Source organism: Streptomyces sp. NPDC002643, assembly GCF_053592555.1.
Window position 1 is genome coordinate 84,034 of record NZ_JBSFVY010000028.1, and the last position, 22,741, is coordinate 106,774.

Sequence of the window (22,741 nt, forward strand, 5' to 3'; positions counted from 1 at the left end):
CAGCTAGACCGGTTTATGGACATCGTTGTCCCGGGCAGTTAGGTTGGCGGCGCCGCAATCCAGAACCGACCTTGCGCCATGTGAGGGGAGCCGCACATGAAGGACGTCACCCTGCTCAGCGACGGGTGGGGGCTGTGCCACGAGGACACGGTGCTGCCCGCCCGGGTGCCGGGCTGTGTGCACACCGACCTGCTGGCCGCGGGAGTCATCGCGGACCCCTTCATCGGCACCAACGAGCACGACGTGGCCTGGGTCGGCGACCGGTCCTGGACGTACACCACCGCGCTCACGGCCGCGACCGGTCATGAGCGCACCGACCTGGTCTTCGACGGCCTCGACACCGCGGCCGAGATCGTCCTGGACGGGGCGGTGCTCGGCCGGACCCGCAATATGCACCGCGCCCACCGCTTCGACGTCACCGGCCGGTCCGGTGAGCTGCGGGTGCGCTTCACCCCGGCTCGCGAGGAGGCGGAGGCGGTACGGAAGGCGGTCGGCGACCGGCCCAATGTCTATCCCGAACCGTTCCAGTACATCCGCAAGATGGCGTGCTCCTTCGGCTGGGACTGGGGCCCCACCCTCGTCACCGCCGGAATGTGGCGGCCCGTGCGTCTGGAGCACTGGTCGACCGCCCGGATCTCCCAGGTCCGGCCCCTGGTCACGGTCGACGGGACGCGCGGCCGGGTCGAGGTCCGTCTCACGGTGGAGCGCACGGCCGACGGCACCGGGCGCCCCCTGACCGCACGGGCGTCGGTGGCCGGGGTGGACACCGAGGTCGTCGTCGAGGACGGCCACGCGATCCTCGAACTGGACGTGCCCGACCCCCGGCTGTGGTGGCCGCGCGGACACGGCGAACAGCCCCTGTACGACCTGACGCTCACCCTCGCCGACGGCGACTCGACCCTGGACTCCTGGCGGCGCCGCGTCGGCTTCCGCCGAATCGAACTGGACCGCACCGCCGACGCACACGGCACCGGCTTCACCCTCGTCGTCAACGGCGTCCGCCTCTTCACACGCGGCGTGAACTGGATTCCCGACGACGTCCTTCCCTCCCGGATCACCCCCGAGCGCTACCGGCACCGCCTCACCCAGGCCGCCGAGGCGAACATCGACCTCGTGCGCGTCTGGGGCGGCGGCATCTACGAGGACGACGCCTTCTACGACGCCTGCGACGAACTCGGCCTCATGGTCTGGCAGGACTTCCTGTTCGCCTGCTCCGCCTACCCGGAGGAGCAGCCGCTGCGCGGCGAGGTGGAGGCCGAGGCGCGGGAGAACGTCGTACGGCTGATGCCGCACCCGTCGCTGGTGCTGTGGAACGGCAACAACGAGAACCTCTGGGGCTTCCGGGACTGGAACTGGGAGCCCGAACTCGCCGGTGACTCCTGGGGCGAGGGCTACTACCTCGGTGTGCTGCCGCGGATCGTGGCCGAGTCGGACCCCACGCGGCCGTACACGGCGGGCAGTCCCTGGTCCGGTTCGTGGGACCACCACCCCAACGACCCGGCGCACGGCACCCACCACTCCTGGGAGGTGTGGAACCGCCGGGACTTCGCCGAGTACCGCGACAGCGTGCCCCGGTTCGTCGCCGAGTTCGGCTGGCAGGCACCGCCCGCACTGGCCACCCTGCGCCGCGCCCTGCCCGGCGAGGACCTGGCCCCCGACTCGCCGGGCATGCTGCACCACCAGAAGGCCGAGGACGGCGACGGCAAACTCGACCGGGGTGTCGAACGCCACTTCGTACTGCCCGAGGGCACCGAAGGCTTCGACCGCTGGCACTATCTGACCCAGCTGATCCAGGCCCGGGCGGTCGCCGCCGGCATCGAGCACTGGCGTTCCCACTGGCCGGTCTGCGCGGGCACGGTCGTCTGGCAGTTGAACGACTGCTGGCCGGTCAGCTCCTGGTCGGCCATCGACGGGGACGGCCGGCTCAAGCCGCTCTACCACGAGCTGCGGCGCCTGTACGCCGACCGGCTGCTCACCCTCCAGCCCGGCCCGGAGGGCGTCGTGCTGGGTCTGGTCAACCAGTCGGCCACGCCTTGGCGGGCCGAGGTCACCGTACGCCGGGCGACCGCCGAAGGGAGGGTCACGGCCCGGGTGCCGCTCACCGTGGAGGTGGCGGCGCGGGACGCGGTACGCACTCCCCTGCCGGGCGACGCGCTCGGTCTCGCCGGGGACGGAGAGTTCCTGGTCGCGGACGTGGACGGGCTGCGCGCCGTGCACTTCCCCGTGCCGGACCGCGACTTCCCCTACCCGGCCCCGGAGTTCGATGTGCGGCTGGAACCGGTCGCCGGCACGGCCGATACAGTCGACGTCGTGGTCACAGCACACACCCTCGTACGAGACCTCCTTCTGCAACCCGATCGTCTCGCCCCCGACGCGGTGGCCGACACAGGTCGTGTCACTCTGCTCCCCGGCGAGGAGAGCAGGATTCGGGTGGGCGGCTGGCCCGAGCCCGAGGTCCCGGCGGTCCGCTCGGCGATCTTCTGTGTGGAACCGACGTGAGCGCACCCACCCAACGCGTCACCATCAAGGACGTCGCTGCCCTGGCCGGTGTGTCGAAGGGCGCGGTGTCGCTCGCGTTCAACGGCAGGCCCGGGGTGTCCGACACCACCCGGGACCGTATCTTCCAGGCGGCGCGGGACCTCGGCTGGACCCCCAACGCCCGGGCCCGGGGCCTGTCCTCGGGCACCAAGGTGGACACCATCGGCCTCGCCATCTGCCGCCCGGCCCGGCTGCTGGGCCTTGAGCCCTTCTACATGGAGTTCATCTCCGGCGTGGAGAGCGTGCTGGTCGAGCGGTCGTGCTCGCTCCTGCTGCATCTGGTGCGGGACATGGAGGAGGAGCTGGCACTCCAGCAACGGTGGTGGCAGGCGCGGCAGATCGGCGGATCGATCCTGGTCGACTTCCGCGAGAAGGACCCCCGCGTGCCCGCGCTGAAGGCCATCGGGCTCCCCGCGGTGGCGGTCGGCCACCCGTCGCTGACGGGCGGTCTCACCTCGGTGTGGACGGACGACGCCACCGCCGCCACGGAGGCCGTACGGTATCTGGCCGCTCTCGGCCACCGCCGGATCGCCCGGGTCGGCGGCCCCGCCGGGCTCGGCCACAGTGCCATCCGCGCTCGGGCGTTCACCGAGGCCGCGCGGGAACTGGGTATCGCCGACGACCTGCAGATCGCCACCGGGTACGAGGGCGAGGAGGGGGCACGCGCCACGCGTTCCCTGCTGCTCATGGCCGAGCGGCCGACGGCCATCCTCTACGACAACGACATCATGGCCGTCGCCGGGACCGCCGTCGCCGCCGAGTTGGGCCTCTCGGTGCCCCGTGATCTCTCCCTGCTCGCCTGGGACGACTCCCAGCTCTGCCGGCTGACCCATCCGCCGCTGTCCGCGATGAGCCATGACGTCCACGGGTTCGGCGCCGACGTGGCCCGGACCCTGTTCGCGGTCATCGACGACGAGGAACCCCCGTCCCATCAGGTCGCCACCCCCTCGCTCACCCCACGGGGGTCGACGGCACCGCCGTCGAGGTAGGACGGACCGGGCTCGTTCTCCCTCTCGACAGGCCTGCGGATAGCCTTCAGTGCGCCCGGGTCGCCGCCCAGGAGCAGGGCCGCGGCATCCGTCACGACCAGGGTGCCGAACCGCACCTCATCGGAGTTCCCTCTTGTACCTCACGGACTTCACCGACCGGCTGGGCCGTGGCAGGCTCGCCGCCATCGTGCGCGGACGGTCGTCGGACGCCGCCCTGCGTACGGTGCTCACCCTCGTCGAGGAGGGCGTCGACCTCATAGAGGTCTCCCTCAACACCGACGACGCCTGCGGTGTGATCGCCGAGGCGGCGCGTTCCGTCGGCACGGACGCCCTCATCGGCGCGGGCACCGTCGTCACCCGCGACGAGTTGCTGCGCGCCCGGGACTCCGGCGCCACATGGATCGTGACACCGGTCATGGGCGAGGCGGTGCACGAGGCCATACGGCTCCGACTTCCCGTACTGGCCGGGGCGTTGACCCCCACCGAGGCCGCCGCCTCCATGGCGGCGGGCGCCACGGCGGTGAAGCTGTTCCCCGCTTCCCTGGGCGGTCCCGCCTATCTCCGGGCTCTGAAGGACCCCTTCCCCGACATGCCGCTGGTGCCGGTCGGCGGAGTGGACGCGGACTCCGTACCCGAGTACTTCGCGGCCGGGGCTCTCGCCGTGGGCGTGGGTTCCCCGCTCGTCGGCGACGCGGCCCATGGCGGTGACCTGCACGAACTGCGGGTCCGGGCCCGGCGGTTCCGGTCGGTGTGCCGAGGAGAGGAAGCGAGCGCGTGACCTCCGGAGCGGCGGACCGCACGCCTTCCCAAGCATCCGACCGTACGGCTTCCCCCACACCCGACCGTACGACGTCGCGTGGAGTCGTCCCGGTGCCCGCCTCGCCCTCGGCGGCGGCCGATGTCCTGACCTTCGGCGAGACGATGCTGTCCCTGCAGGTGGAGGGTTCGCTGGCCAACGGTGCCCCGGCGCGCACCGCCGTGGCCGGTGCCGAGTCGAATGTCGCCATGGGGCTGGCCCGTCTCGGGCACCGGGTGGCGTGGGCCGGGCGGCTCGGCGCGGACGAACCGGCCCGGTTGATCCTGCGGACGCTGCGCGGCGAAGGCGTCGACGTACGGCACTCCACCACGGATGCCGACGCGCCCACGGGTGCCCTGCTGCGTGAGTGTCTCGTGGCCGACGTGGCACGGGTGCACTACTGGCGCGCGGGCTCGGCCGCCTCCCGTCAACAGCCCGAGCATCTCGCCCCGGCGCTGGCCGAGGGCGCCCGGATTCTGCACGTCACCGGCATCACCTGTGCCCTCGGGACGGGCCCCTTGGCCACGGCGACCACGGCCGTCGCGTACGCGCGGGCGCACGGCTGGACCGTGGTTCTCGACGTCAACCACCGCTCCCGCCTGTGGACGCGGGAGGAGGCGGCTCGCTGTCTGGGCCGGTTCCGGGGAGAGGTCGACGTGCTCATCGCGTCGGACGACGAGCTGTCCCTCGTCGCGGGGGACGACGGCACGGGGGACGAGGCCGCCCGGGTGAGCCGGTTGCTGGCCTCCGGGGCGCGTGAGGTGGTCGTCAAGCGGGGAGGGGACGGCGCCGATCTGTACACCGCCGAGGGCGAGCACGTGCACCAGCCCGCGCATCCCGTGCCGGTCCTCGACACGGTCGGCGCCGGGGACGCCTTCTGCGCGGGATACGTCTCGGGGCTCCTGGACGGTCTGGCACCGGCCGACCGGCTACGACGCGCCGCCATCACCGGCGCGTTCGCGGTCGCCACACGCGGCGACTGGGAAGGCCTCCCCCACCGCGACGAACTCGTCCTCCTGGACGCCCCGCCCGGCACCGCCATCCGCTGACCACGACACCGCCGACGGCCCCGCACGCACGGCCGCCCGCCGTCGCCACCGTGTACGGCGACCACTGCGGGCGGCCATCCGCATGCGGCGCTCAGGACGCGCCGGCGGCGTCCCCCGTGTCGGCCGCCGCGTCGCGCGCGAGGGCGAGGAAGCGCCGGATCGTCTCGACGGGCATGTCGAGCCCCTCGGAGGCGGACTGCTCGGTGCCGAACATCTGCACGGCCTCGGCTACGGCCAGGGCCAGTTCGACCTCCGCCTTGCGTACTTTGGCCTCGGCCTTGTCCACGGTGTCGACCACCGCCAGCTGGCGGCGCTGCTTCTCCTGAAGCCTCTGCTTGCGGGAAAGAGTCCTGTCCGGGTTCTGCACGGTCATGGGCAAGATCATAATCAGTCCCACGCCCCCTCATGACATCGGCAACCCGCCTGCACCGTGGGCCAGTTCACGGCAGCGAGGCGCGGCGGACCACCGGAACGCGCGGTGCGGGGAGACCAGGCGTCAACCCAACAGTCCTCATGGTCGCTCACGCCTGCTCCATCACTGACCCTTTCCCCTTCACGAGCCCCGTGGCATGCTCACCGGTCAGCGCACATCTGAACGTCGTTCACATCCATGAACCACCATGGGAAGGGCGAACGGGCATGAGAGACGCACACATGACTGCCGAAGGCAGTTGGAATGTCATGAGCATGGCAAACAACGCCACGGTCGGACTGACCCGACGAGCCTTGCTGGGCAGCGCCGTGGCCACAGCGGCGGGAGGCGGGGTCGCCCTGGCGGCCGGCCCGGACACGGCGACAGCGACAGCGACAGCGACAGCGACAGCGACAGCGACAGCCGAAACCCCGCTCCTGTGGCGGGAGTTCAACCGCACCCCCTTCACCCATCCCCAGATCCCGTACATCGGCCGAGCCGGTTGCCACGGCGGCGCGGTCCGCCTCCCCCGCCGCCCGGTCGTCGCGGACGTACGCGATTTCGGCGCGGTGGCGGACGGTACGACCGACTCCGCGCCCGCGATCAACCGGGCCATCGCCGCGGCGGGGAGGGCGGGCGGCGGCACCGTCACCGTCCCGCCCGGCACGTTCCGGATCGACGACGTGATCCGGCTGGACCGCTCGAACGTGATCCTCAAGGGCGCGGGCAGCGGTCGTACGACGCTGTACGCGACGAAGAACCTCACCGAGCTGATCGGCGCGTACGGCTCCCGCTACGGCGGTGACAAGTCGGGCTGGTCGTGGGCGGGCGGCCTGATATGGCTCGCCCCCAGGGCTCGTCGGGCCTCCCTGGTCGCCGCGATCAAGGCGAAGGACTGGCCCTTCGAGGGCTGGACGGGCAACCGGCGCGACGAGTGGCGTCCGCTCACGGCCGTCGCTCCGGCGCGGCGGGGATCGTGGACGATCACGGTGACGGACGTGTCGTCCCTGCGCCCCGGCGCCCTGGTGCTGCTCCGGCTCGCCGACGACCCGGACCACACGCTCCTTGAGCACATGTGCGGTGGCGGGCCGGGCCCGGAGGGCTACTTCTGGGACGACAAGACCAAGCTGACGTCGTACGTCCCCTACGAGTGGCCCGTCCGCGTCGCCCGCGTCCGGGGGCGGAGGGTCACCCTCGAACGTCCGCTGCCGCTCGACATACGACCCGAGTGGAAGCCGCACCTCACCACGCATGTCCCGGAGTTGACGGGATCGGGCGTGGAGGGGCTGACCCTGGAGGCGGTCGAGACCGCGCAGCAGCCCCATCTGCTGGACAAGGGGTACAACGGGGTCGTCCTGCAGTGCGCGTACGACTGCTGGGTGGACGATGTGACGGTCCGCCATGCCGACAACGGCTTCGGGCTCGTGTCCGCCTCCGCGTGCACCCTGCGACGGACACGTGTCAGCGGCCGGGGCTCCCATCACCCCTACTTCTGCCGTGAGGGATCGCACGACAACCTCGTCGAGGACTTCGCCATCGAGGAGCCGTCCGTGCCCGCGCCCTCCGGCACCCAGGTGCACGGCATCAATGTCGAGGGGCTGTCCTCGTACAACGTCTGGTCGCGCGGCGACATGCGGATCGGCACCTTCGACAGTCACCGCGGACTGCCCTTCGCCAATGTCCGCACCGACATCACCGTGAACAACACCGGCCGCCACGGCGGTGACGCGACCGCCGGCCCGCTGTTCGGCGCCCGCTTCACGCACTGGAACATCCGGGTCACCAACGCCCGGGCGGGTCTGATCAGGATCGACGGGCTGGCACCGTACTCCGCCACGGTCGGCATCGACGAGGTCAGGGAGTTCGGCCAGATCGATGTCCCCGACTTCGCGGGCGATCTGCGCACGCGGCTGGAGCTGTACGGCCGTCCGTACGCGGTACGGCCGCAGAACCTCCACGCGGCGCAGCGGGGAGTGGGCCGATGAGCACACCTCCGCGACGTCTGGGCGTTCTGCTGGTGACGCTGGTCGCGTTCGCCGTCTCGGCCGTCCCTTCCGTCTCGGCACGGTCGGGGGCGCACACCGCGCCGGCCGAGGTCCCGCGCACCGCCGTACTGGATGGCGCCCGGCTATATGAGACCAAGCTCCGGCTGAATCGTGGCGACCCCCAACTGCGGCGTGCCGTGCGGATGTTGACGGTACGGGCCGACAAGTGGCTGGACCAGGGCCCCTGGACGGTCGTCGACAAGCCCCGGCCGGCGCCTTCCGGCGATGTCCACGACTACCTCAGCCAGGCCCCCTACTGGTGGCCCACGAGGGCCCCGACCGCCGACAATCCGTGGGGCTGCCCGTATGTTCAGCGCGACGGGGAGCGCAACCCCGAGGTCGACTCCGGGACCGACCGCCAGGACGTCGAGAAGACCTTCGACTCCGCGTACGACCTCTCCCTCGCCTGGTACTACACGGGGCAGCGGCGGTACGCCGAGAAGGCCGGGCAGGTGCTGCGGACCTGGTTCCTCGATCCGGCCACACGGATGAACCCGAACCTGAACCACGCCCAGTTCATCCCCTGCGAGTACGACGGCCGGGCCATCGGCATCATCGACTTCTCTCAGTCCTTCACCAGCGTCCTCGACGCGATCGCCCTGCTGGACACCGGCGCTCCGGGCTGGAGAGGGAAGGACCGGAAGGGGATGGCGCGCTGGAACGCCGACTTCCTGGGCTGACTCAGGACCAGCGGCTTCGGCCGGGAGGAGGCCGCCGCGACCAACAACCACGGCACCTTCTACGACATGCAGCTCGCCGCCCTCGCCTACACGACGGGCGACACGGACCTGGCCCGCCGTACGGTCCTCGACGCACGGTGCGGACGGATCGCCGTCCAGATCGCGTCCGACGGCAGCCAGCCGCAGGAGCTGGCCCGGACCCGGAGTTGGCACTACTCGACGTTCGCCCTGGTCGCCCACACCCGGCTCGCGGCGATCGGCCGGCATGTCGGCGTGAACCTGTGGGCGTACCGGGGGCCGGCCGGGCAGAGCCTGTTCAAGGCCGTGGACCACCTCCTGCCCGCCGCGACCGGGGCTTCGGCCTGGCCGCATCCGGAGCTGGGGTTCCTGCGGTACGCGGCGACGGATGTGGTCCACGCCGCCGCCGACGCCGGTGGTGCGCGGGCGCGCGCGGCGGTTCCCCTGCTGGAGGCGCCACCGGGCGGTGACCTGTGGGTGCTGCGTCCGGCGGCGGAGCAACTGGACTCCATCGCCGGGTGATTTCGGCGTCCGCCCGGCTTCGAGGGCATGGCCACGACGAGGGGGTGGGGCCGCAGGTCGGGCCGTGGGCAGGTCCCTACTCCCTCGGCAGCGGTGCCCACCACACCAGCGTGGTGCCCCCGCCGGGCGGACTGCTCAGTTCCAGGTCCCCGCCCGACTGCCGGGCCCGCTCCGCCATATTGCGCAGACCGCTGCGGCGGCCCTCGGCCGGGATGCCCACGCCGTTGTCGGTGACCGTGAGGCGGACCCGGTGGGCGTCGGCGGTGAGGGCGACGTCGGCGCGGTCGGCGTGGGCGTGGCGGGCGATGTTGGTGAGGGCCTCGGAGAGCACGGCGACCACATGGTCGGCGATCTCACGGGGCACCTCGGTGTCGACCAGTCCCTCCATCCGCACGCTCGGCGGAAAGCCCAGCACGGGCGCGGTCTCGCCCGCGAGCCGCGCCACCCGGGCCCGCAGCCCGGAGCCTCCGGCGCCCTCACGGGAGCGCAGGCTGAAGATCGTCGACCTGATGATCTTGATGGTCTCGTCCAGGTCGTCCACCGCGCGCACCACACGCTCCGAGGCCTCGGGGTGCTCGATGAACCGGCCCGCGCTCTGCAGGGTCATGCCCGTCGCGAACAACCGCTGGATCGCCAGATCGTGCAGATCACGGGCGATACGGTCACGGTCCTTGAGCACGGCGACCTCCTCGGCCTCCGCGCGCCGCTCCGCGAGCTCCATCGCGACGGCGGCCTGCGCCGCGAAGCCCAGCAGCGGCTCGGTCTCCTTCCCGGTGAACGCCCGCTGCCCCGCCTCCCGGATCAGCAGGACGACACCGCGTACGCCGCCCTCGCCCGTGCCGACGGGAACGGCGACCGCCGGGCTGCCGGGGCGGGTGAACGGCGAGACCCCCGGGGCGCGTTCGTCGCGGGAGACGTCCGGGCTGGTGACGGGCGCGACCTTGGAGAAGGCCTCGCCGATCAGGCTCCCCCCGACGGGCAGCACCAGTCCGCGCAGGTCCTCCGCCTCCGGCCCGAGGGCGAGTTCCACGCTCAGCGAGTCGGTGTCCTCCATCGGCATCGCGACCAGGGCCACATCCGCGCCGGTGATCTCCCGGGCGCGTTCGGCGATCAGACCGAGCACCTCGCCGCGTCCGCTGCCGGACATCAGACTGTGGGTGATCTCCGCGTTCGCCCTCAGCCACCGCTCCCGCAGCCGGGAGTCCTCGTACAGACGGGCGTTGTCGATGGCGACGCCCGCCGCCACCGCGAGGGTCGACGTCACGGAGACGTCCTCCTCGTCGAACCGCGCGCCGCCCCGCTTCTCGGTGAGATACAGATTGCCGAAGACCTGCTCGCGCACCCGGATGGGAACGCCGAGGAAGGTGTTCATCGGCGGATGGTTCGGCGGGAAGCCGTACGAGGCCGGGTGCTCGGAGATCCTGGCCAGGCGCAGCGGCTCGGGGCGGCTGATCAGCTCGCCGAGGATGCCGTGTCCCTCGGGGAAGGGGCCGATCGCGGCGATCTGCTCCTCGGTGACCCCGACCGTGTAGAAGTCGGACAGCCGCCTGCCGTCCGGTCCGATCACCCCGAGGGCCGCGTACTCGGCGTCGACGAGCACGGCCGCCGCTTCGACGATGCTGTGCAGCGCCTGCTTGAGGTCCAGCTCCCGGCCGACGGAGAGCACCGCCTCCAGCAGACTGTGCACCCGGTCGCGGGTGCCCCGGGCCGCGTCCAGGCGGGCCTGGAGCTCCTCCAGCAGCTCGTCCAGCCTCAGCTGGGGCAGCCGTAGCCGCGCCTGTCGAGGCTCCTCCGCGCTTCCCACCCGCGTCTCCTCCGGTCCCGTGGGCGGCACCGACACCGACCGCTCCGGTCCAACTCACGGTACCGGCCCATGGGAGCGCGCCGGTGTGGAGGCCGGACGCGGCAGGCCGACGAGGGCGCCCGCGCGGGGAGTCGAGGGCACGGGGTGGTCCGTAGGGTCAGGGCCGTACGGGCCCTCATCAGGGCCCATCGGCCCTAGCGGTGGGGCGGCTGCCCGGGAGACGGTGGAGTGAGGAGCGGCACCGATCCCCCGCGGTGCCGCTCCGCCCCTACGGGCCACGCGGTGAGCGGTCCTCGTACAGGTCGCATGGTGAGCGGCCCCTCGCGCGGCTCACGCGGTGAGCGACGCAATCCGACGGAAGTCAGCCATGGTCCACGAGAGCAGCCGGCCGGTCCTCACGGGGCCGCGCCGTCGTATCGAACTCGACGCCGCCGAGGCGCTGCGGCTGTTGGGCAGTGTGTCCCTGGGAAGGATCGTCTTCACCCGGCACGCCCTGCCGACCGTACGCCCGGTCAACCACGCCCTGGACGGCGGCGACGTCGTCATCCGCACCCATGAGGGCGCCGCCCTGACCTCGCGGGCCGCGCGGGCCGGCGACCCGGGTGTCGTCGTCGCCTACGAGGCCGACCTCATCGACCCTCGGACGCATCTCGGCTGGAGTGTGGTGGTGACCGGGTACGCCCGGCTGGTGACGGACCCCGATGATCTGGCGCGCTGCCGGGCGCTGGTGCGGCCCTGGGTGGATCAGATCATGGACCGGACCATGGATCAGGCGATCCGCGTCCGGCCCGACCTGATCACGGGCATCCTCCTCACGGCGGACACATCGGCGGACACACCGCCGGACGCATAAGCGGACACGCAAGCGGTCCCATAAGCAGTTCCATAAGCAGTTCCACAAGCGGTCCCATAATCGGTTGCCTGTCGGCGACGGGCGTGTATGCAATGTCCGGCATGATCAACCAGGTGCACCCGCCGCTGCGAGAGCGGGCCGAAGGACCATCCCTACGGATCGGCGCTCTGGCTCCGCTGACCCGGCCCGGCTGGGTGGAGGCGGGCCGCCATCTGCTCGCCGGGCTCGAACTGGCCGTCGGCGAAGTCAATGACGCGGGCGGTATCGGGGGCAGACCACTGGAGCTGGTGGTCCGGGACACCGCGGCCGATCCACGGCGGGCCGCCGCTGCCGTGGACGAGTTGGCCGGCCTGGGGGTGGCCGCCCTGGCGGGTGAGTACCACAGTGTCGTCGCTCGTGCCGCCGCCGCCCGGGCCGATGCCCTCGGTGTGCCGTTCCTCTGCTCGTCGGCGGTGCTCGACGCGCTCACCGAGGAGCCGACGCCATGGGTCGCGCGCCTCTGCCCGGCGCAGTCGCGCGGCTGGCGGCTCTACGCGGACTTCCTCCTCGGCGCGGGCCACGGACGTATCGCCGTGGCAGTCCAGCCGAGCGTCTACTGGGCATCCGGGATACGCGTCCTGCGGGACCATCTCGCCGCACGCGGCGGCACCGTCGTCGAACTCGACATGAGCGCGCTCACGCCCATGTCCCTGTGCGACGCACTCGCCGGCGACGGCGCGACGGCCCTCCTCCTGCTGGTCGGCCATCCGGAACCGGCGGTGCCGATCGTCCAGGCCGTCCGCCGCGATCCACGCCTCGCCGAGGTCCTGATCGGTGCTCCGGCCGGGCAGCCGGAGTTCGCCGAATGGGCGAGGCTGCTGGGCGACGACGGCACCGCGATCCCGTTCCTGCGCTATCTGCCCGAGCGCCTCGGCCCCCTCGGCGCACGCGTCGGGACGGCCCTGCGCGAGCGGCTGGCCGAGGCGCCCTCGTTCGTCGCCTTCGAGGGCCACGACACGGTCACCGTCCTCGCCGATGTGCTGCGTTCCCATGGCGCGGACCGGGCACGCGTCGGCGACGTCGGCGACATCCGGTCGTACATCGGCGAGTCCTGGGCGCGCGTCGCGGTCGAGGGCACGCGTGGGCCGATCCGGTTCTCGCGGACGCCGGGCATCGGCGTGTGGCAGTGGACGTGGCCGCCCGTCCAGGTCGTCGACCGTGACCCGGCGGCGCCCGATCGCTTCCGCGTCCTCCACACCGGCTGACCCGGCCGACCACACCGGCCGACCGGCGGACCACACCGGCCGACCGGCGGACTACACAGGCTGACCGATTGCCGTCTCACCGCCCGGAGCGGGCCCGTTCGGGCCCCGGAACGCCACGCGCGCGCCGCGGCTCGTCCGCCTGGGTCGAACGGCCTCGGTGAGGGGCCGGTCGGCCCCCCGTGTCGGGCGGTGCGCCGGGACCTTGGTCCCTGATCACGGCGCCGATGGTCCCTCACCGCCGAAGGCCGCCCGTTTGTATGGCAAATGCCGGAATTCCGGTTGCTATACAGGGCTTGCCGCCATGGGATGAGCGGCCGCGAATCACCGTGTTCCCACCCCCGCACCGGGAGGCATCATGCTGTCCGCAGAGTCCGTCGCCGCCGTGAAGGCCACACTGCCCGCCGTGGCCGGGGCTCTCGACGAGATCACCGCCCGGTTCTACGCCGCGATGTTCCGGGACCGGCCCGAACTGCTGGACGGGATGTTCAACCGCGGCAACCAGGCCAGCGGCGCCCAGCGGCAGGCGCTGGCCGGTGCGGTCGCCGGCTTCGCCGCCGCCCTCGTCTCCGACCCCGGGACCCGGCCGGACGCGCTGCTGGTGAGGATCGCCCACAAGCACACCTCGGTCGGGGTCACCGACGACCAGTACACGATCGTCCACAAGTATCTGTTCGGCGCGATAGCCGAGGTCCTCGGCGACGCCGTCACCCCGGAGGTGGCCGCCGCCTGGGACGAGGTCTACTGGCTGATGGCCGGCGCGCTCATCGCCAAGGAGGCCCGCCTCTACCACGAGGCGGGGGTGGCGCCGGGCGGGACATGGCGGCCGTGGACCGTCGTCGAGCGCCGCCAGGAGACCGCCGACGTGGTCTCGTTCCTGCTGCGCCCCGCCGACGGACGCCCCGCCCCGGCGGCGAGGGCCGGACAGTACGTCAGCGTGCGGGTGCGCATGCCGGACGGGGTGCGCCAGTTGCGCCAGTACAGTCTGTCCGCCGACCCCGGTGGCGATCTGCGCCGTATCACCGTCAAGCGGGTCGCGGGCGAGGCCGGCGCCCCCGAGGGCGAGGTGTCGAACCTCCTCCACCGCACGGTGCGGCCCGGCGACGAGCTGACCGTCTCCGCCCCCTTCGGGGATGTGGTCCTCGACGAGTCGGACACACCGCTGGTCCTCGCCTCGGCGGGCATCGGCTGCACCCCCATGGTCGGTATGCTCGCCCGCCTCGCCGCGACCGGCTCCGCCCGCCGCGTCCTCCTGCTGCACGCCGACACCTCCCCCGACGACCACGCCCTGCGCACCGAGACCCGCGCCCTGACGCGTCAACTGCCGGGCGCGGAGGGCCTGTTCTGGTACGAGCGCCCCGGCGCCGCCGAACCCGACGCGCGCACCGGGCTGATGGACCTCGACGGGGTGGACGTACCGGCCGACGCCACGGTGTACCTGTGCGGCCCGCTGCCCTTCATGCGCGCCGTACGCACCCAGCTGCTGAGCCGCGGTATCCCGCCGCGCCGCATCCGGTACGAGGTGTTCGGCCCCGACCTGTGGCTGCCCGAGACGGCCTGATCGCCCCGGCCCGTACCCGCTCGGCCCGCTGCTCCTCGGGGCGCTCACCTTCCGGAGAGGCGCTGTTCAGGCGTTCCAGTGCCAGTCGGCGATCTCCGGCAGGTCGGTGCCGTGTTCGCGAATCCAGCTGTGGTGGCGGGTGCGGGCGTCGGCCATCCGCTGACGTACGGCGGCGGCGCCGACGGCGAGGCCCGGGACGCGGTCGATGACGTCCATGACCAGGCGGTAGCGGTCGAGGTCGTTGCGGACGACCATGTCGAAGGGTGTCGTGGTGGTGCCGGACTCCTTGTAGCCGCGTACGTGGAGGTTCTTGTGGCCGGTGCGGCGGTAGGCGAGGCGGTGGATGAGCCATGGGTAGCCGTGGTAGGCGAAGATCACCGGTTTGTCGGTGGTGAACAGGCCGTCGTACTCGAAGTCGGTCATGCCGTGCGGGTGTTCCTCGCGCGGCAGGAGCCGGGTCATGTCGACGACGTTGACCACGCGGACCGCGAGCCGCGGCAGATGGCGGCGCAGCAGCAGTGCGGCGGCCAGGACCTCCTGGGTGGGGACGTCGCCGGCGCAGGCGAGGACGACGTCCGGTTCGCCGCCGTTCTCCGTGCCGGCCCACTCCCAGATCCCGGCGCCGCGTGCGCAGTGGGCGCGGGCGGCGTCCATGGACAGCCAGTCGAAGCAGGGCTGTTTGCCGGCCACGATCACATTGACGTAGTCGCGGCTGCGCAGGACGTGGTCGGCTACGGAGAGGAGGGTGTTGGCGTCCGGCGGGAGGTAGACGCGTACGACCTCGGGGCTCTTGTTGAGGACGTGGTCGACGAAGCCGGGGTCCTGGTGGGAGAAGCCGTTGTGGTCCTGGCGCCATACGTGCGAGGTCAGCAGGTAGTTGAGGGAGGCGATCGGAGCCCGCCAGGGCAACCGCCTCGATGTCCTCAGCCACTTGATGTGCTGGTTGACCATGGAATCGACGATGTGGACGAAGGCCTCGTAGCAGGAGAACAGTCCGTGCCGGCCGGTGAGGAGATAGCCCTCCAGCCAGCCCTGGCAGGTGTGTTCGGACAGGATCTCCAGCACCCGGCCGTGCCGGTCGAGGTGTTCGTCGACCGGCAGGCGCTCGGCCTGCCATGCCTTGCCGCTGGCGTCGAAGACGGCCTGGAGGCGGTTGGAGGCGGTCTCGTCCGGGCCGACGAGACGGAAGTCCCGGCGCTGGCCCGTGTCCTCCATGATCTGTTCCAGGAGGCCGCCGAGGACCCGGGTCGGCTCGTGGAGGGTCGTGCCGGGTTTCTCGACCGGTACGGCGAAGCCGTCCAGCGGGCGGATGGGCAGGTCACGGACGAGGAGTCCGCCGTTGGCGTGTGGCGTGGCGCCGAGCCTCCCGGCCCCTGAGGGGACACAGGCGAGGACGTCGGGCGTGGGTCGGCCGTCGGTGTCGAAGAGTTCCCGGGGGCGGTACGAGCGCAGCCAGGTCTCCAACTGCCGCAGGTGGTCCGGGTTCTCGCGTACGCCGGCGAGCGGGACCTGGTGGGAGCGCCAGGTGCCCTCGACGGGCAGACCGTCGACCTCGGCCGGGCCGGTCCAGCCCTTGGGGGTGCGCAGCACGATCATCGGCCAGTGCGCGCGTTCGGCCCCGCCGTCCTCGCCTGCCGTGCGTTCTTGTGTCGTGCGCTGGCGTGCCGTGCGCTGGATGCGGGCGATGTGGTCCAGCGCCTCGTCGAGGGCGTGGGCCAGTGCGCGGTGGACGGTGGCCGGGTCGTCGCCGGTGACATGGAGGGGGGCGTGGCCGTAGCCGCGCAGCAGGGCGTCGAGTTCGTCCTGCGGGAGGCGGGAGAGGACGGTCGGGTTGGCGATCTTGTAGCCGTTGAGGTGGAGGATGGGCAGGACGGCGCCGTCGTGGACGGGGTCGAGGAACTTGTTCGAGTGCCAGGAGGCGGCCAGCGGGCCGGTCTCCGCCTCTCCGTCGCCGATGACACAGGCGACCAGCAGGTCGGGATTGTCGAAGGCGGCGCCGTAGGCGTGGGCGAGCGAATAGCCCAGCTCGCCGCCCTCGTGGAGGGAGCCCGGGACCTCCGGTGCCACATGGCTGGGCACGCCGCCGGGGAACGAGAACTGCCGGAACAGCCGCCCCATGCCCTCCGCGTCACGCGTCACGTCCGGGTACGTCTCGCTGTAGCTGCCGTCCAGCCAGGAGCCCGCCAGAACGGACGGCCCGCCGTGCCCCGGACCCCAGACGCACAGGGCGTCGAGGTCGCGCGCCTTGATCACCCGGTTGAGGTGGGTGTACACGAGGTTCAGCCCCGGCGAGGTGCCCCAGTGGCCCAGCAGCCTCGGCTTGATGTGCTCCGGGCGCAGGGGCTCGGTCAGCAGGGGGTTCGCCATCAGGTAGATCTGGCCCGCCGCCAGGTAGTTGGCGGCCCGCCAGTGGGCGTCCAGGGTCCGTAGTTCATCGTCGGACAGTACGTCGTCGGACAGTACGGTGACGTTCTGGTGTTCGACCTTGGTCATGGGTGACTCCGGAACTCATCGGTCATGGAACGGCCACGCATCGCGCTCACCCCTGCTCGGGCACGATCACGACCGGGCAGGCGGAGTGGTGCAGCACACCGTGCGTCACCCGGCCGAGCTGAAGCCCGAAGAACCGCTGCCGCCGTCTGGCCCCCACGACGAGGAGGTCGGCGTCGCGGGAGGCGTCGGCCAGTACGGTCCGGGCCTGGCCCTCGGCGGTACGGCGGTGGAGGACGACATCGGCGGGGGCGTCCCGGAGCGCCGCCTCCAGTACCTCGGCGGCCCGTCGCTCGTGGAGCCGTGCGGGTTCCCCGGACAGCAGAGGGTGGTCGGTGGTCTCGTGCGCGGGGGACCGCCAGGCGCGTACGGCCTCGACCTCGGCCCCGCGTCGCCGGGCCTCCTCGAAGGCGAAGCGCACCGCCGCCGCGCTCGTCGGCCTCTCCTCGGCCCCGTCGACGGTCCCGGGCCCGCCGCCGGCACCGACGACGATCCGGCCGTACGGGGCGGGTGGGGCCTGCTGGTCGTGGCCGCCCACGACGACCATCGGGCAGTGCGCGTGCGCGGCCACCGTCAGGCTCACCGAGCCGAGCAGCGCCTCGGTGACGGCGCCTCGGCCCCGGGTGCCGGTGACCAGCAGGGAGGCGTGGCGGCTCTCCCGCAGCAGGGTGTAGTCGGGCTCCTCGGCCAGCACATCGGTGGTGGCCTTCACCTCGGCGCTGCGGCGGCGGGCCCGTGCGGCCGCGTCCTCCAGGATGTCCTCGGCCAGCAGGCGCTCGCTCGGCTTCCCCAGGTCCTCGGCGAGCGCGGCACCCTCGTAGCGCTCCCACAGCGAGGCGTACACCAGCCTCAGTGGCGCCCCGCGCAGCGCGGCCTCGTCGGCCGCCCAGTCCACGGCCCGCAGACTCGGCTCGGAACCGTCGACGCCGACGACGATCGGGAGATCCGTCGCACCCGCTCGTACGGTCGCTGCCTTCATGGGGTCAACTCCTCGGGTTCTCGCCTCAGTTGTGCGGGACGACGGCGACGGGGGCGGTGGAGTGGTGCAGCACGGTGTGGGTGACGGGTCCGATGTGGGTGCCGAACGGGTTGCGGCGGATTCGGCGGCCCACGACTACCAGGGAAGCGGCCCGGAAGGCGTCGACGAGGTGGCTGCCGGGCGTGCCGTAGGGGGACTCCTCGGTGACCTCGACGTCCAGGTGCTTCTCCCGCCATGGTCGCAGCACCTGAGTCAGGGCGCCGGTCTCGCGACGGGCCAGCTCGCGGTGGAGTTCGAGGTCGGCGGCGAGGCCGTAGGCGTAGTACGGGGGCGGGTTCCAGCCGTGGACGACCCGCAGGGAGGTGTTCCGGCGGGTGGCCGCGGCGAACGCGAACTCGATCAGCGACTCGTCGGGGCTGTCGGTGTCGAGTCCGAGGAGGACGGGCCGGAACCGGGTGGCGGCGGAGGGGATGCCGGCCGGGTCCATCTCGTGCTCGTCGGCGGCCATCTCGCCGGCGCGCACCAGGACGACCGGCCGCTCGGCGTGTGCCACGACCGCCAGCCCGACCGAGCCGACCATGAATCCGCCGATACCGCTCAGCCCTCGGGAGCCGAGTACCAGCAGTTCGGCGCGGATCGCCTCCGCCGTCAACACCTCGCAGGGGCGTCCGGACAGCTGCTCCGTGCTCACCTCCAGGCCGGGGTGGCGCAGACGGATGCCCTCGGCGGCCTCACGGGGAATCCTCCCCCAGCCTTCGGCCGGAGGTACCCCCGTCTCGCTCCGCTCGGTCCAGTGCTGAAGGGTCTCCGCGCCGAGTAGCGGTGCCTGCCCGATGGGCTCCGGGACCGGCTCCCACACCTGCGCCAGCTTCAGCGGCAGACCCAGCAACCGCGCCTCGCGGGCCCCCCTCCGCCACTGCCTAAAGGGCGTGGGAGGTACCCCCAGGCCGCGGCCAGGCTCTCCGAAGAGCCGTCGAGACCGACGTGACGGTACGGTTCATGATCTCCACCTCGGGGTCGGGGACGGCGTCCGGGGCCCTCATCGGGTGCCCACCTTGAGCGTGTTCTCCCCGCCGGGCGCCCGACAGGGGCCGCACGGTCCCTGCCGAGGGCCGGTCGGCCCATGGGAGTACGTCGGCGGTGGGGGGACGCTGGTCGTGGAAGCCCTCTACCCGTCGGGAGGCACGCCATGATCACCACGCCCGCTCCCAGCATGCCGCGCGCACTACCCGCCGAACACCGGCAGCGGCTGATGCGCGTCGCCCGCGAGGTGGCGTTCCCGCAGGGGACGCGCCTGTTCGAGGAGGGCGGCCGGGCCGATCGGTTCTGGATCATCCGTACGGGCACGGTCGAGCTGGACATGCACGTACCCGGCCGTCGCGCCGCCGTCATCGAGGCGCTCCGGCCCAATGAACTCATCGGCTGGTCCTGGCTGTTCTCCCCGCACGTCTGGCATCTGGGCGCCGAGGCGGCGACACCGGTGCGGGCGTACGAGTTCGACGCCACCGCCGTCCTCCTGATGTGCCAGGAGGACCCGGCCCTGGGCCACGCCGTCACCCGGTGGGTGGGTGACGTCCTCGCCCATCGTCTGCGTTGCGCCCGGACCCGGCTGCTGGACCTGTACGCCCCCTACGGCGCCGGCGGCCACTGACCGAGACCGTGAGACCGAGCGGGCCGGAAGGCATCGTGTGGTGCCGCGTGGCTGTCGCGTCGCCGTCGCGTGGCCGAGTAGGGCCGATCGGCCCTGGTGCGTCCCGGCGCGGCGAGCGAGGATCGTCACCAGGGGCGGTCCGCGCTCCGTACGCCACCGGGACCGAGGGGTCGTCATGACCGAGACACGCAGCTTCACGGAGCGGGACCCGATCCGCGTGTTCCTGCTGGACGACCACGAGGTCGTACGGCGTGGCATCACCGACCTCCTCGACTCCGAACCGGACATCTCGGTGGTCGGCGACGCCGACAGCGTGGAGCACGCCCTCGTCCGCGCCCCGGCGCTGCGCCCCCATGTGGCGGTGCTCGACGTACGCCTCCCGGACGGCGACGGCATCTCGGTCTGCCGGGAGCTGCGCAGCCGGATGCCGGAGCTGGCCTGTCTGATGCTGACGTCGTTCGACGACGAGGACGCGCTGCTGGACGCCATCATGGCCGGGGCCTCGGGCTATGTCCTCAAGCAGATCAGGGGCTCCGACCTGGTCTCGGCGGTGCGGACGGTCGCCTCGGGCCAGTCGATGCTGGACCCGGCGACCACGGCCCGGCTGATGCGCTCGCTGCGCGCCGACCCCGCCGACACCCCCCGTGTCGCACCCGAGCTGGCGAGTCTGTCGCCCCGTGAGCGGGACATCCTGGCCCTGATCGGCGACGGGCTGACCAACCGCGAGATCGGTGACAAGCTCTATCTGTCGGAGAAGACCGTCAAGAACCACATCTCCCGGCTGCTGGCCAAGCTCGGTGTCCAACGCCGGGTCCAGGCCGCGGTCCTCGCCTCCCAGCTGGACCCGTCGGACACCGGCGACCGCCCCACGAGGTGACCGCCGGCGCCCACGTGACGAAGTCTTTCGGGGTGAGGGGCGTCAGGCGCTGAAGTCCTTGTCGCGGGTCTCGGGCAGGGCCAGCAGACAGCCCAGGCTGACCAGGCACAACAGCCCGGAGTAGAGACCGAGGACGAGCGGCGACTGCCAGTGCGAGGTCAGCCAGGTGGCCACCAGCGGGGCGAAGCCACCGCCGAAGGTGAGGGCGAGGATGAAGGTCGCCGAGGCCCCGGTATAGCGCATCCGCGCCGGGAACAGCTCCGGCAGGAACGCCGCCATCGGCGCGAACACCATGGCGAACAGCACGAGCCCGATGGTGAACGCCCCGGTGATCAGCACGGCGTCACGGGTCTGCAGGGAGCCGAACATCGGCAGCGCCCACAGGGCACACCCCACCGCTCCGGCGATCATCACCGGCCGTCTGCCGATCCGGTCGGCCATCAGCGCAACCGGCACCGTGACCAGCACATCCGCCGCCGCGGCGATACTCGCCGCCGTCAGCATCGTCGGCTGCGGGATACCGAGCGCCGTAGGCCCGTACGAAAGGCTGTAGACGGTCGCCAGGTAGTAGACCGAAGCCCCGCCGATCGCCGCGCCCATGCCCAGCAGCAGCCTGCCGGGGTACGCCTTCACCAGCGCACCCAACGGAAAACGGGGAGCGGCCTCGGCGGTGTCACTCTCGGACCGCTCCTCGAAGATCGGCGACTCCGCGATCCGCGCACGGACCCAGAGCCCTACGACGATCAGCCCCGTACTCAGCAGGAACGGGATACGCCAGGCCCATTCGGCGAAGCCGTCCCTGCCCACAATCGCGAGCGTCGGCAGGATCACCGCGCTGGACAGCAGGAAACCGAGCGGGGCGCCGACCTGCGGGATCGACGCGTACAGGGCGCGGCGACCGGGGGGCGCGTGTTCGGCGGCCAGCAGTACGGCTCCGCCCCACTCACCGCCCATGCTGACGCCCTGCAGCAGGCGCAGAACGACCAGGAGCACGGGAGCGACGAGACCGGCGGTCTCGTAGGTGGGCAGCAGACCGACACCGACCGTCGAGACACCCATCAGGACCAGGGCGAGGAAGAGTGCGCGCTTGCGGCCCAGCCGGTCGCCGATGCCGCCGAACACCACCACACCCACCGGACGGGCCACGAAAGCCGCGGCAACGGTGAGGAAGGCGGCCAGCGTGGACACCGTGGCGTTGCCGGAAGGGAAGAACGCCGGGCCCAGGACCAGCGCCGCGGCCGTACCGTACACGGCGAAGTCGTAGTACTCGATCACCGTGCCGACGAGGCTCGCCACGGCGACCCGCGACGCGGTGGATTTCCGGGCGGGGGCTGCCGTACTCGGGGCGGCAGTCAGGAGTTCGGTGTTTCTGACGGTCTCGGACATGGAGCGGCTCGCTTCCGATGTGGGTCCGGGTGTGGGTCAGGTGCGGCCGGTGGCCGCGGTGAGGGCCGCGAAGTCGTCCTCGAAGGTGAGGTAGCGGCCGGTGAGGATGTCGGCCTCGCCGCCGATCAGCCGCAGGAGGTTGGCGAGCGCCTCGTCGACCGGCGTGTATTTGCCGTCCCGGCGCTGTGAGTCGAGCCAGGAGTCGATACGGCGCTGCCACGGGTCCTCGGTCTCCCGCTCGCCGGTCGTGAGCGCGCCGAGGCCGACGTCCACGATCCCCGGGTGGTAGCTGAACGCGGTGATCCCGTGCGGCAGCAGTTCGATGGCCAGGTTCTCGGTCAGCTTGTTCGCGGCCGCCTTGGACACCGAGTACGCGCTGACGTAGGGCCAGCGGGTGTGGCCCGCGTGGCTGGAGATGGTGACGACCCTCCCCCGGCCGCGCTCGATCATGCCCGGCACCACCGCCCTGCACGCCGCCAGCGCGCCACCGAGGTTGACCTCCACGGCGCGCCACCACTCGGCCGAGTCGTTCTCCCAGGCGGGTCCCACCGGTCCGGGCACCCCGGCGTTGTTGACCAGGACGTCGATACCGCCGAGCCGTTCGTCGGCCAGCCGGACGGCTTTGATCAGCTCGGCGTCGTTGGTGACGTCGGCGGCGGCCGTGACGACCTCGGGGCCCCGGTCGAGACCGGCGGCGGCCCTGGGCAGCGAGTCGGCGTCCCGGGTGGTCAGCACCAGGTGCGCGCCCGCCGTGTGCAGGGCCTTGGCCATGGCCCGGCCGAGGCCGCCGGCCGCGCCGGTCACCATGACCCGTAGTCCGGCCAGGCCCGTCGTGTGTGGGGACATCGCA

Annotated in this window: 16 protein-coding genes and 2 pseudogenes; 11 read left to right on the top strand and 7 right to left on the bottom strand. The window is 72.1% G+C overall.

The genetic code is table 11. The features are described from left to right. Positions 1 to 96: 96 nt before the first annotated feature. From ACWD4G_RS33970 to ACWD4G_RS33985, 4 genes are all read left to right on the top strand, one after another. A complete protein-coding gene (locus ACWD4G_RS33970; protein ID WP_451300357.1) occupies positions 97 to 2,499 on the top strand; it encodes a glycoside hydrolase family 2 protein in 2,403 nt (800 codons plus the stop codon). Then, the gene (locus ACWD4G_RS33975; RefSeq protein ID WP_451300359.1) at positions 2,496 to 3,527 is read left to right on the top strand and encodes a LacI family DNA-binding transcriptional regulator; all 1,032 of its coding nucleotides are present in this window, start codon (positions 2,496 to 2,498) and stop codon (positions 3,525 to 3,527) included. Before ACWD4G_RS33970 ends, ACWD4G_RS33975 begins: the two co-directional genes overlap by 4 nt. 133 nt (positions 3,528 to 3,660) lie before the next feature. Then, a complete protein-coding gene (locus ACWD4G_RS33980) occupies positions 3,661 to 4,305 on the top strand; it encodes a bifunctional 4-hydroxy-2-oxoglutarate aldolase/2-dehydro-3-deoxy-phosphogluconate aldolase (RefSeq protein WP_451300361.1) in 645 nt (214 codons plus the stop codon). A 92-nt stretch (positions 4,306 to 4,397) separates the two neighbouring features. Continuing rightward, entirely contained in the window at positions 4,398 to 5,372 is a 975-nt protein-coding gene (locus ACWD4G_RS33985) for a sugar kinase (RefSeq protein ID WP_451300413.1), read from the top strand. A gap of 91 nt (positions 5,373 to 5,463) precedes the next feature. Here the strand turns inward: ACWD4G_RS33985 and ACWD4G_RS33990 are convergent, their stop codons facing one another. Further along, positions 5,464 to 5,745 (bottom strand): hypothetical protein, encoded by a 282-nt coding sequence (locus tag ACWD4G_RS33990; protein ID WP_451300363.1) that lies wholly within the window; start codon positions 5,743 to 5,745, stop codon positions 5,464 to 5,466. 308 nt (positions 5,746 to 6,053) lie between these two features. Between ACWD4G_RS33990 and ACWD4G_RS33995 the strand changes: the two genes are divergently transcribed. Further along, entirely contained in the window at positions 6,054 to 7,769 is a 1,716-nt protein-coding gene (locus ACWD4G_RS33995; RefSeq protein ID WP_451300365.1) for a glycosyl hydrolase family 28-related protein, read from the top strand. Further along, positions 7,766 to 9,049 (top strand): annotated as a pseudogene (locus tag ACWD4G_RS34000) (alginate lyase family protein). The gene ACWD4G_RS33995 and the pseudogene ACWD4G_RS34000 overlap by 4 nt, the downstream one beginning before the upstream one ends. 76 nt (positions 9,050 to 9,125) lie before the next feature. On the opposite strand, the gene ACWD4G_RS34005 reads toward ACWD4G_RS34000, so the two are convergent. Further along, positions 9,126 to 10,853, bottom strand: a complete 1,728-nt coding sequence (locus ACWD4G_RS34005) for a GAF domain-containing protein (protein WP_451300367.1) — start codon at positions 10,851 to 10,853, stop codon at positions 9,126 to 9,128. A 367-nt stretch (positions 10,854 to 11,220) separates the two neighbouring features. Here ACWD4G_RS34005 and ACWD4G_RS34010 point away from each other — a divergent pair, with 367 nt between their 5' ends. The 3 genes from ACWD4G_RS34010 (at position 11,221) to ACWD4G_RS34020 (ending at position 14,508) form a co-directional block, all read left to right on the top strand. After that, positions 11,221 to 11,706: a pyridoxamine 5'-phosphate oxidase family protein gene (locus ACWD4G_RS34010; protein ID WP_451300369.1), complete on the top strand. Its 486-nt coding sequence runs from the start codon at positions 11,221 to 11,223 to the stop codon at positions 11,704 to 11,706. 101 nt (positions 11,707 to 11,807) lie between these two features. Further along, the gene (locus ACWD4G_RS34015; protein WP_451300371.1) at positions 11,808 to 12,950 is read left to right on the top strand and encodes an ABC transporter substrate-binding protein; all 1,143 of its coding nucleotides are present in this window, start codon (positions 11,808 to 11,810) and stop codon (positions 12,948 to 12,950) included. Between the two features lie 355 nt (positions 12,951 to 13,305). Continuing rightward, entirely contained in the window at positions 13,306 to 14,508 is a 1,203-nt protein-coding gene (locus ACWD4G_RS34020) for a globin domain-containing protein (protein WP_451300373.1), read from the top strand. A gap of 66 nt (positions 14,509 to 14,574) precedes the next feature. Here ACWD4G_RS34020 and ACWD4G_RS34025 read toward each other — a convergent pair whose 3' ends face one another. The 3 genes and pseudogenes from ACWD4G_RS34025 to ACWD4G_RS34035 form a co-directional block, all read right to left on the bottom strand. Further along, positions 14,575 to 17,001, bottom strand: coding sequence for a phosphoketolase family protein (locus ACWD4G_RS34025; RefSeq protein WP_451300375.1), 2,427 nt, complete (start codon positions 16,999 to 17,001; stop codon positions 14,575 to 14,577). A 46-nt stretch (positions 17,002 to 17,047) separates the two neighbouring features. Beyond that, positions 17,048 to 17,977, bottom strand: a complete 930-nt coding sequence (locus ACWD4G_RS34030; protein WP_451300377.1) for a universal stress protein — start codon at positions 17,975 to 17,977, stop codon at positions 17,048 to 17,050. Between the two features lie 25 nt (positions 17,978 to 18,002). Further along, a pseudogene (locus ACWD4G_RS34035) lies at positions 18,003 to 18,978 on the bottom strand (universal stress protein). Between the two features lie 188 nt (positions 18,979 to 19,166). On the opposite strand from ACWD4G_RS34035, the gene ACWD4G_RS34040 reads away from it, so the two are divergent. Both ACWD4G_RS34040 and ACWD4G_RS34045 read left to right on the top strand, forming a co-directional pair. After that, the gene (locus tag ACWD4G_RS34040) at positions 19,167 to 19,628 is read left to right on the top strand and encodes a Crp/Fnr family transcriptional regulator (protein WP_451300379.1); all 462 of its coding nucleotides are present in this window, start codon (positions 19,167 to 19,169) and stop codon (positions 19,626 to 19,628) included. Between the two features lie 175 nt (positions 19,629 to 19,803). Then, on the top strand, positions 19,804 to 20,505 hold the full coding sequence (locus ACWD4G_RS34045; protein ID WP_451300381.1) for a response regulator: 702 nt from the start codon (positions 19,804 to 19,806) through the stop codon (positions 20,503 to 20,505). A 42-nt stretch (positions 20,506 to 20,547) separates the two neighbouring features. Here ACWD4G_RS34045 and ACWD4G_RS34050 read toward each other — a convergent pair whose 3' ends face one another. Together ACWD4G_RS34050 and ACWD4G_RS34055 are read right to left on the bottom strand one after the other, a co-directional pair. Then, positions 20,548 to 21,891, bottom strand: coding sequence for an MFS transporter (locus ACWD4G_RS34050; protein ID WP_451300383.1), 1,344 nt, complete (start codon positions 21,889 to 21,891; stop codon positions 20,548 to 20,550). A 36-nt stretch (positions 21,892 to 21,927) separates the two neighbouring features. Further along, positions 21,928 to 22,737: an SDR family oxidoreductase gene (locus tag ACWD4G_RS34055; protein ID WP_451300385.1), complete on the bottom strand. Its 810-nt coding sequence runs from the start codon at positions 22,735 to 22,737 to the stop codon at positions 21,928 to 21,930. Positions 22,738 to 22,741 lie beyond the last annotated feature (4 nt).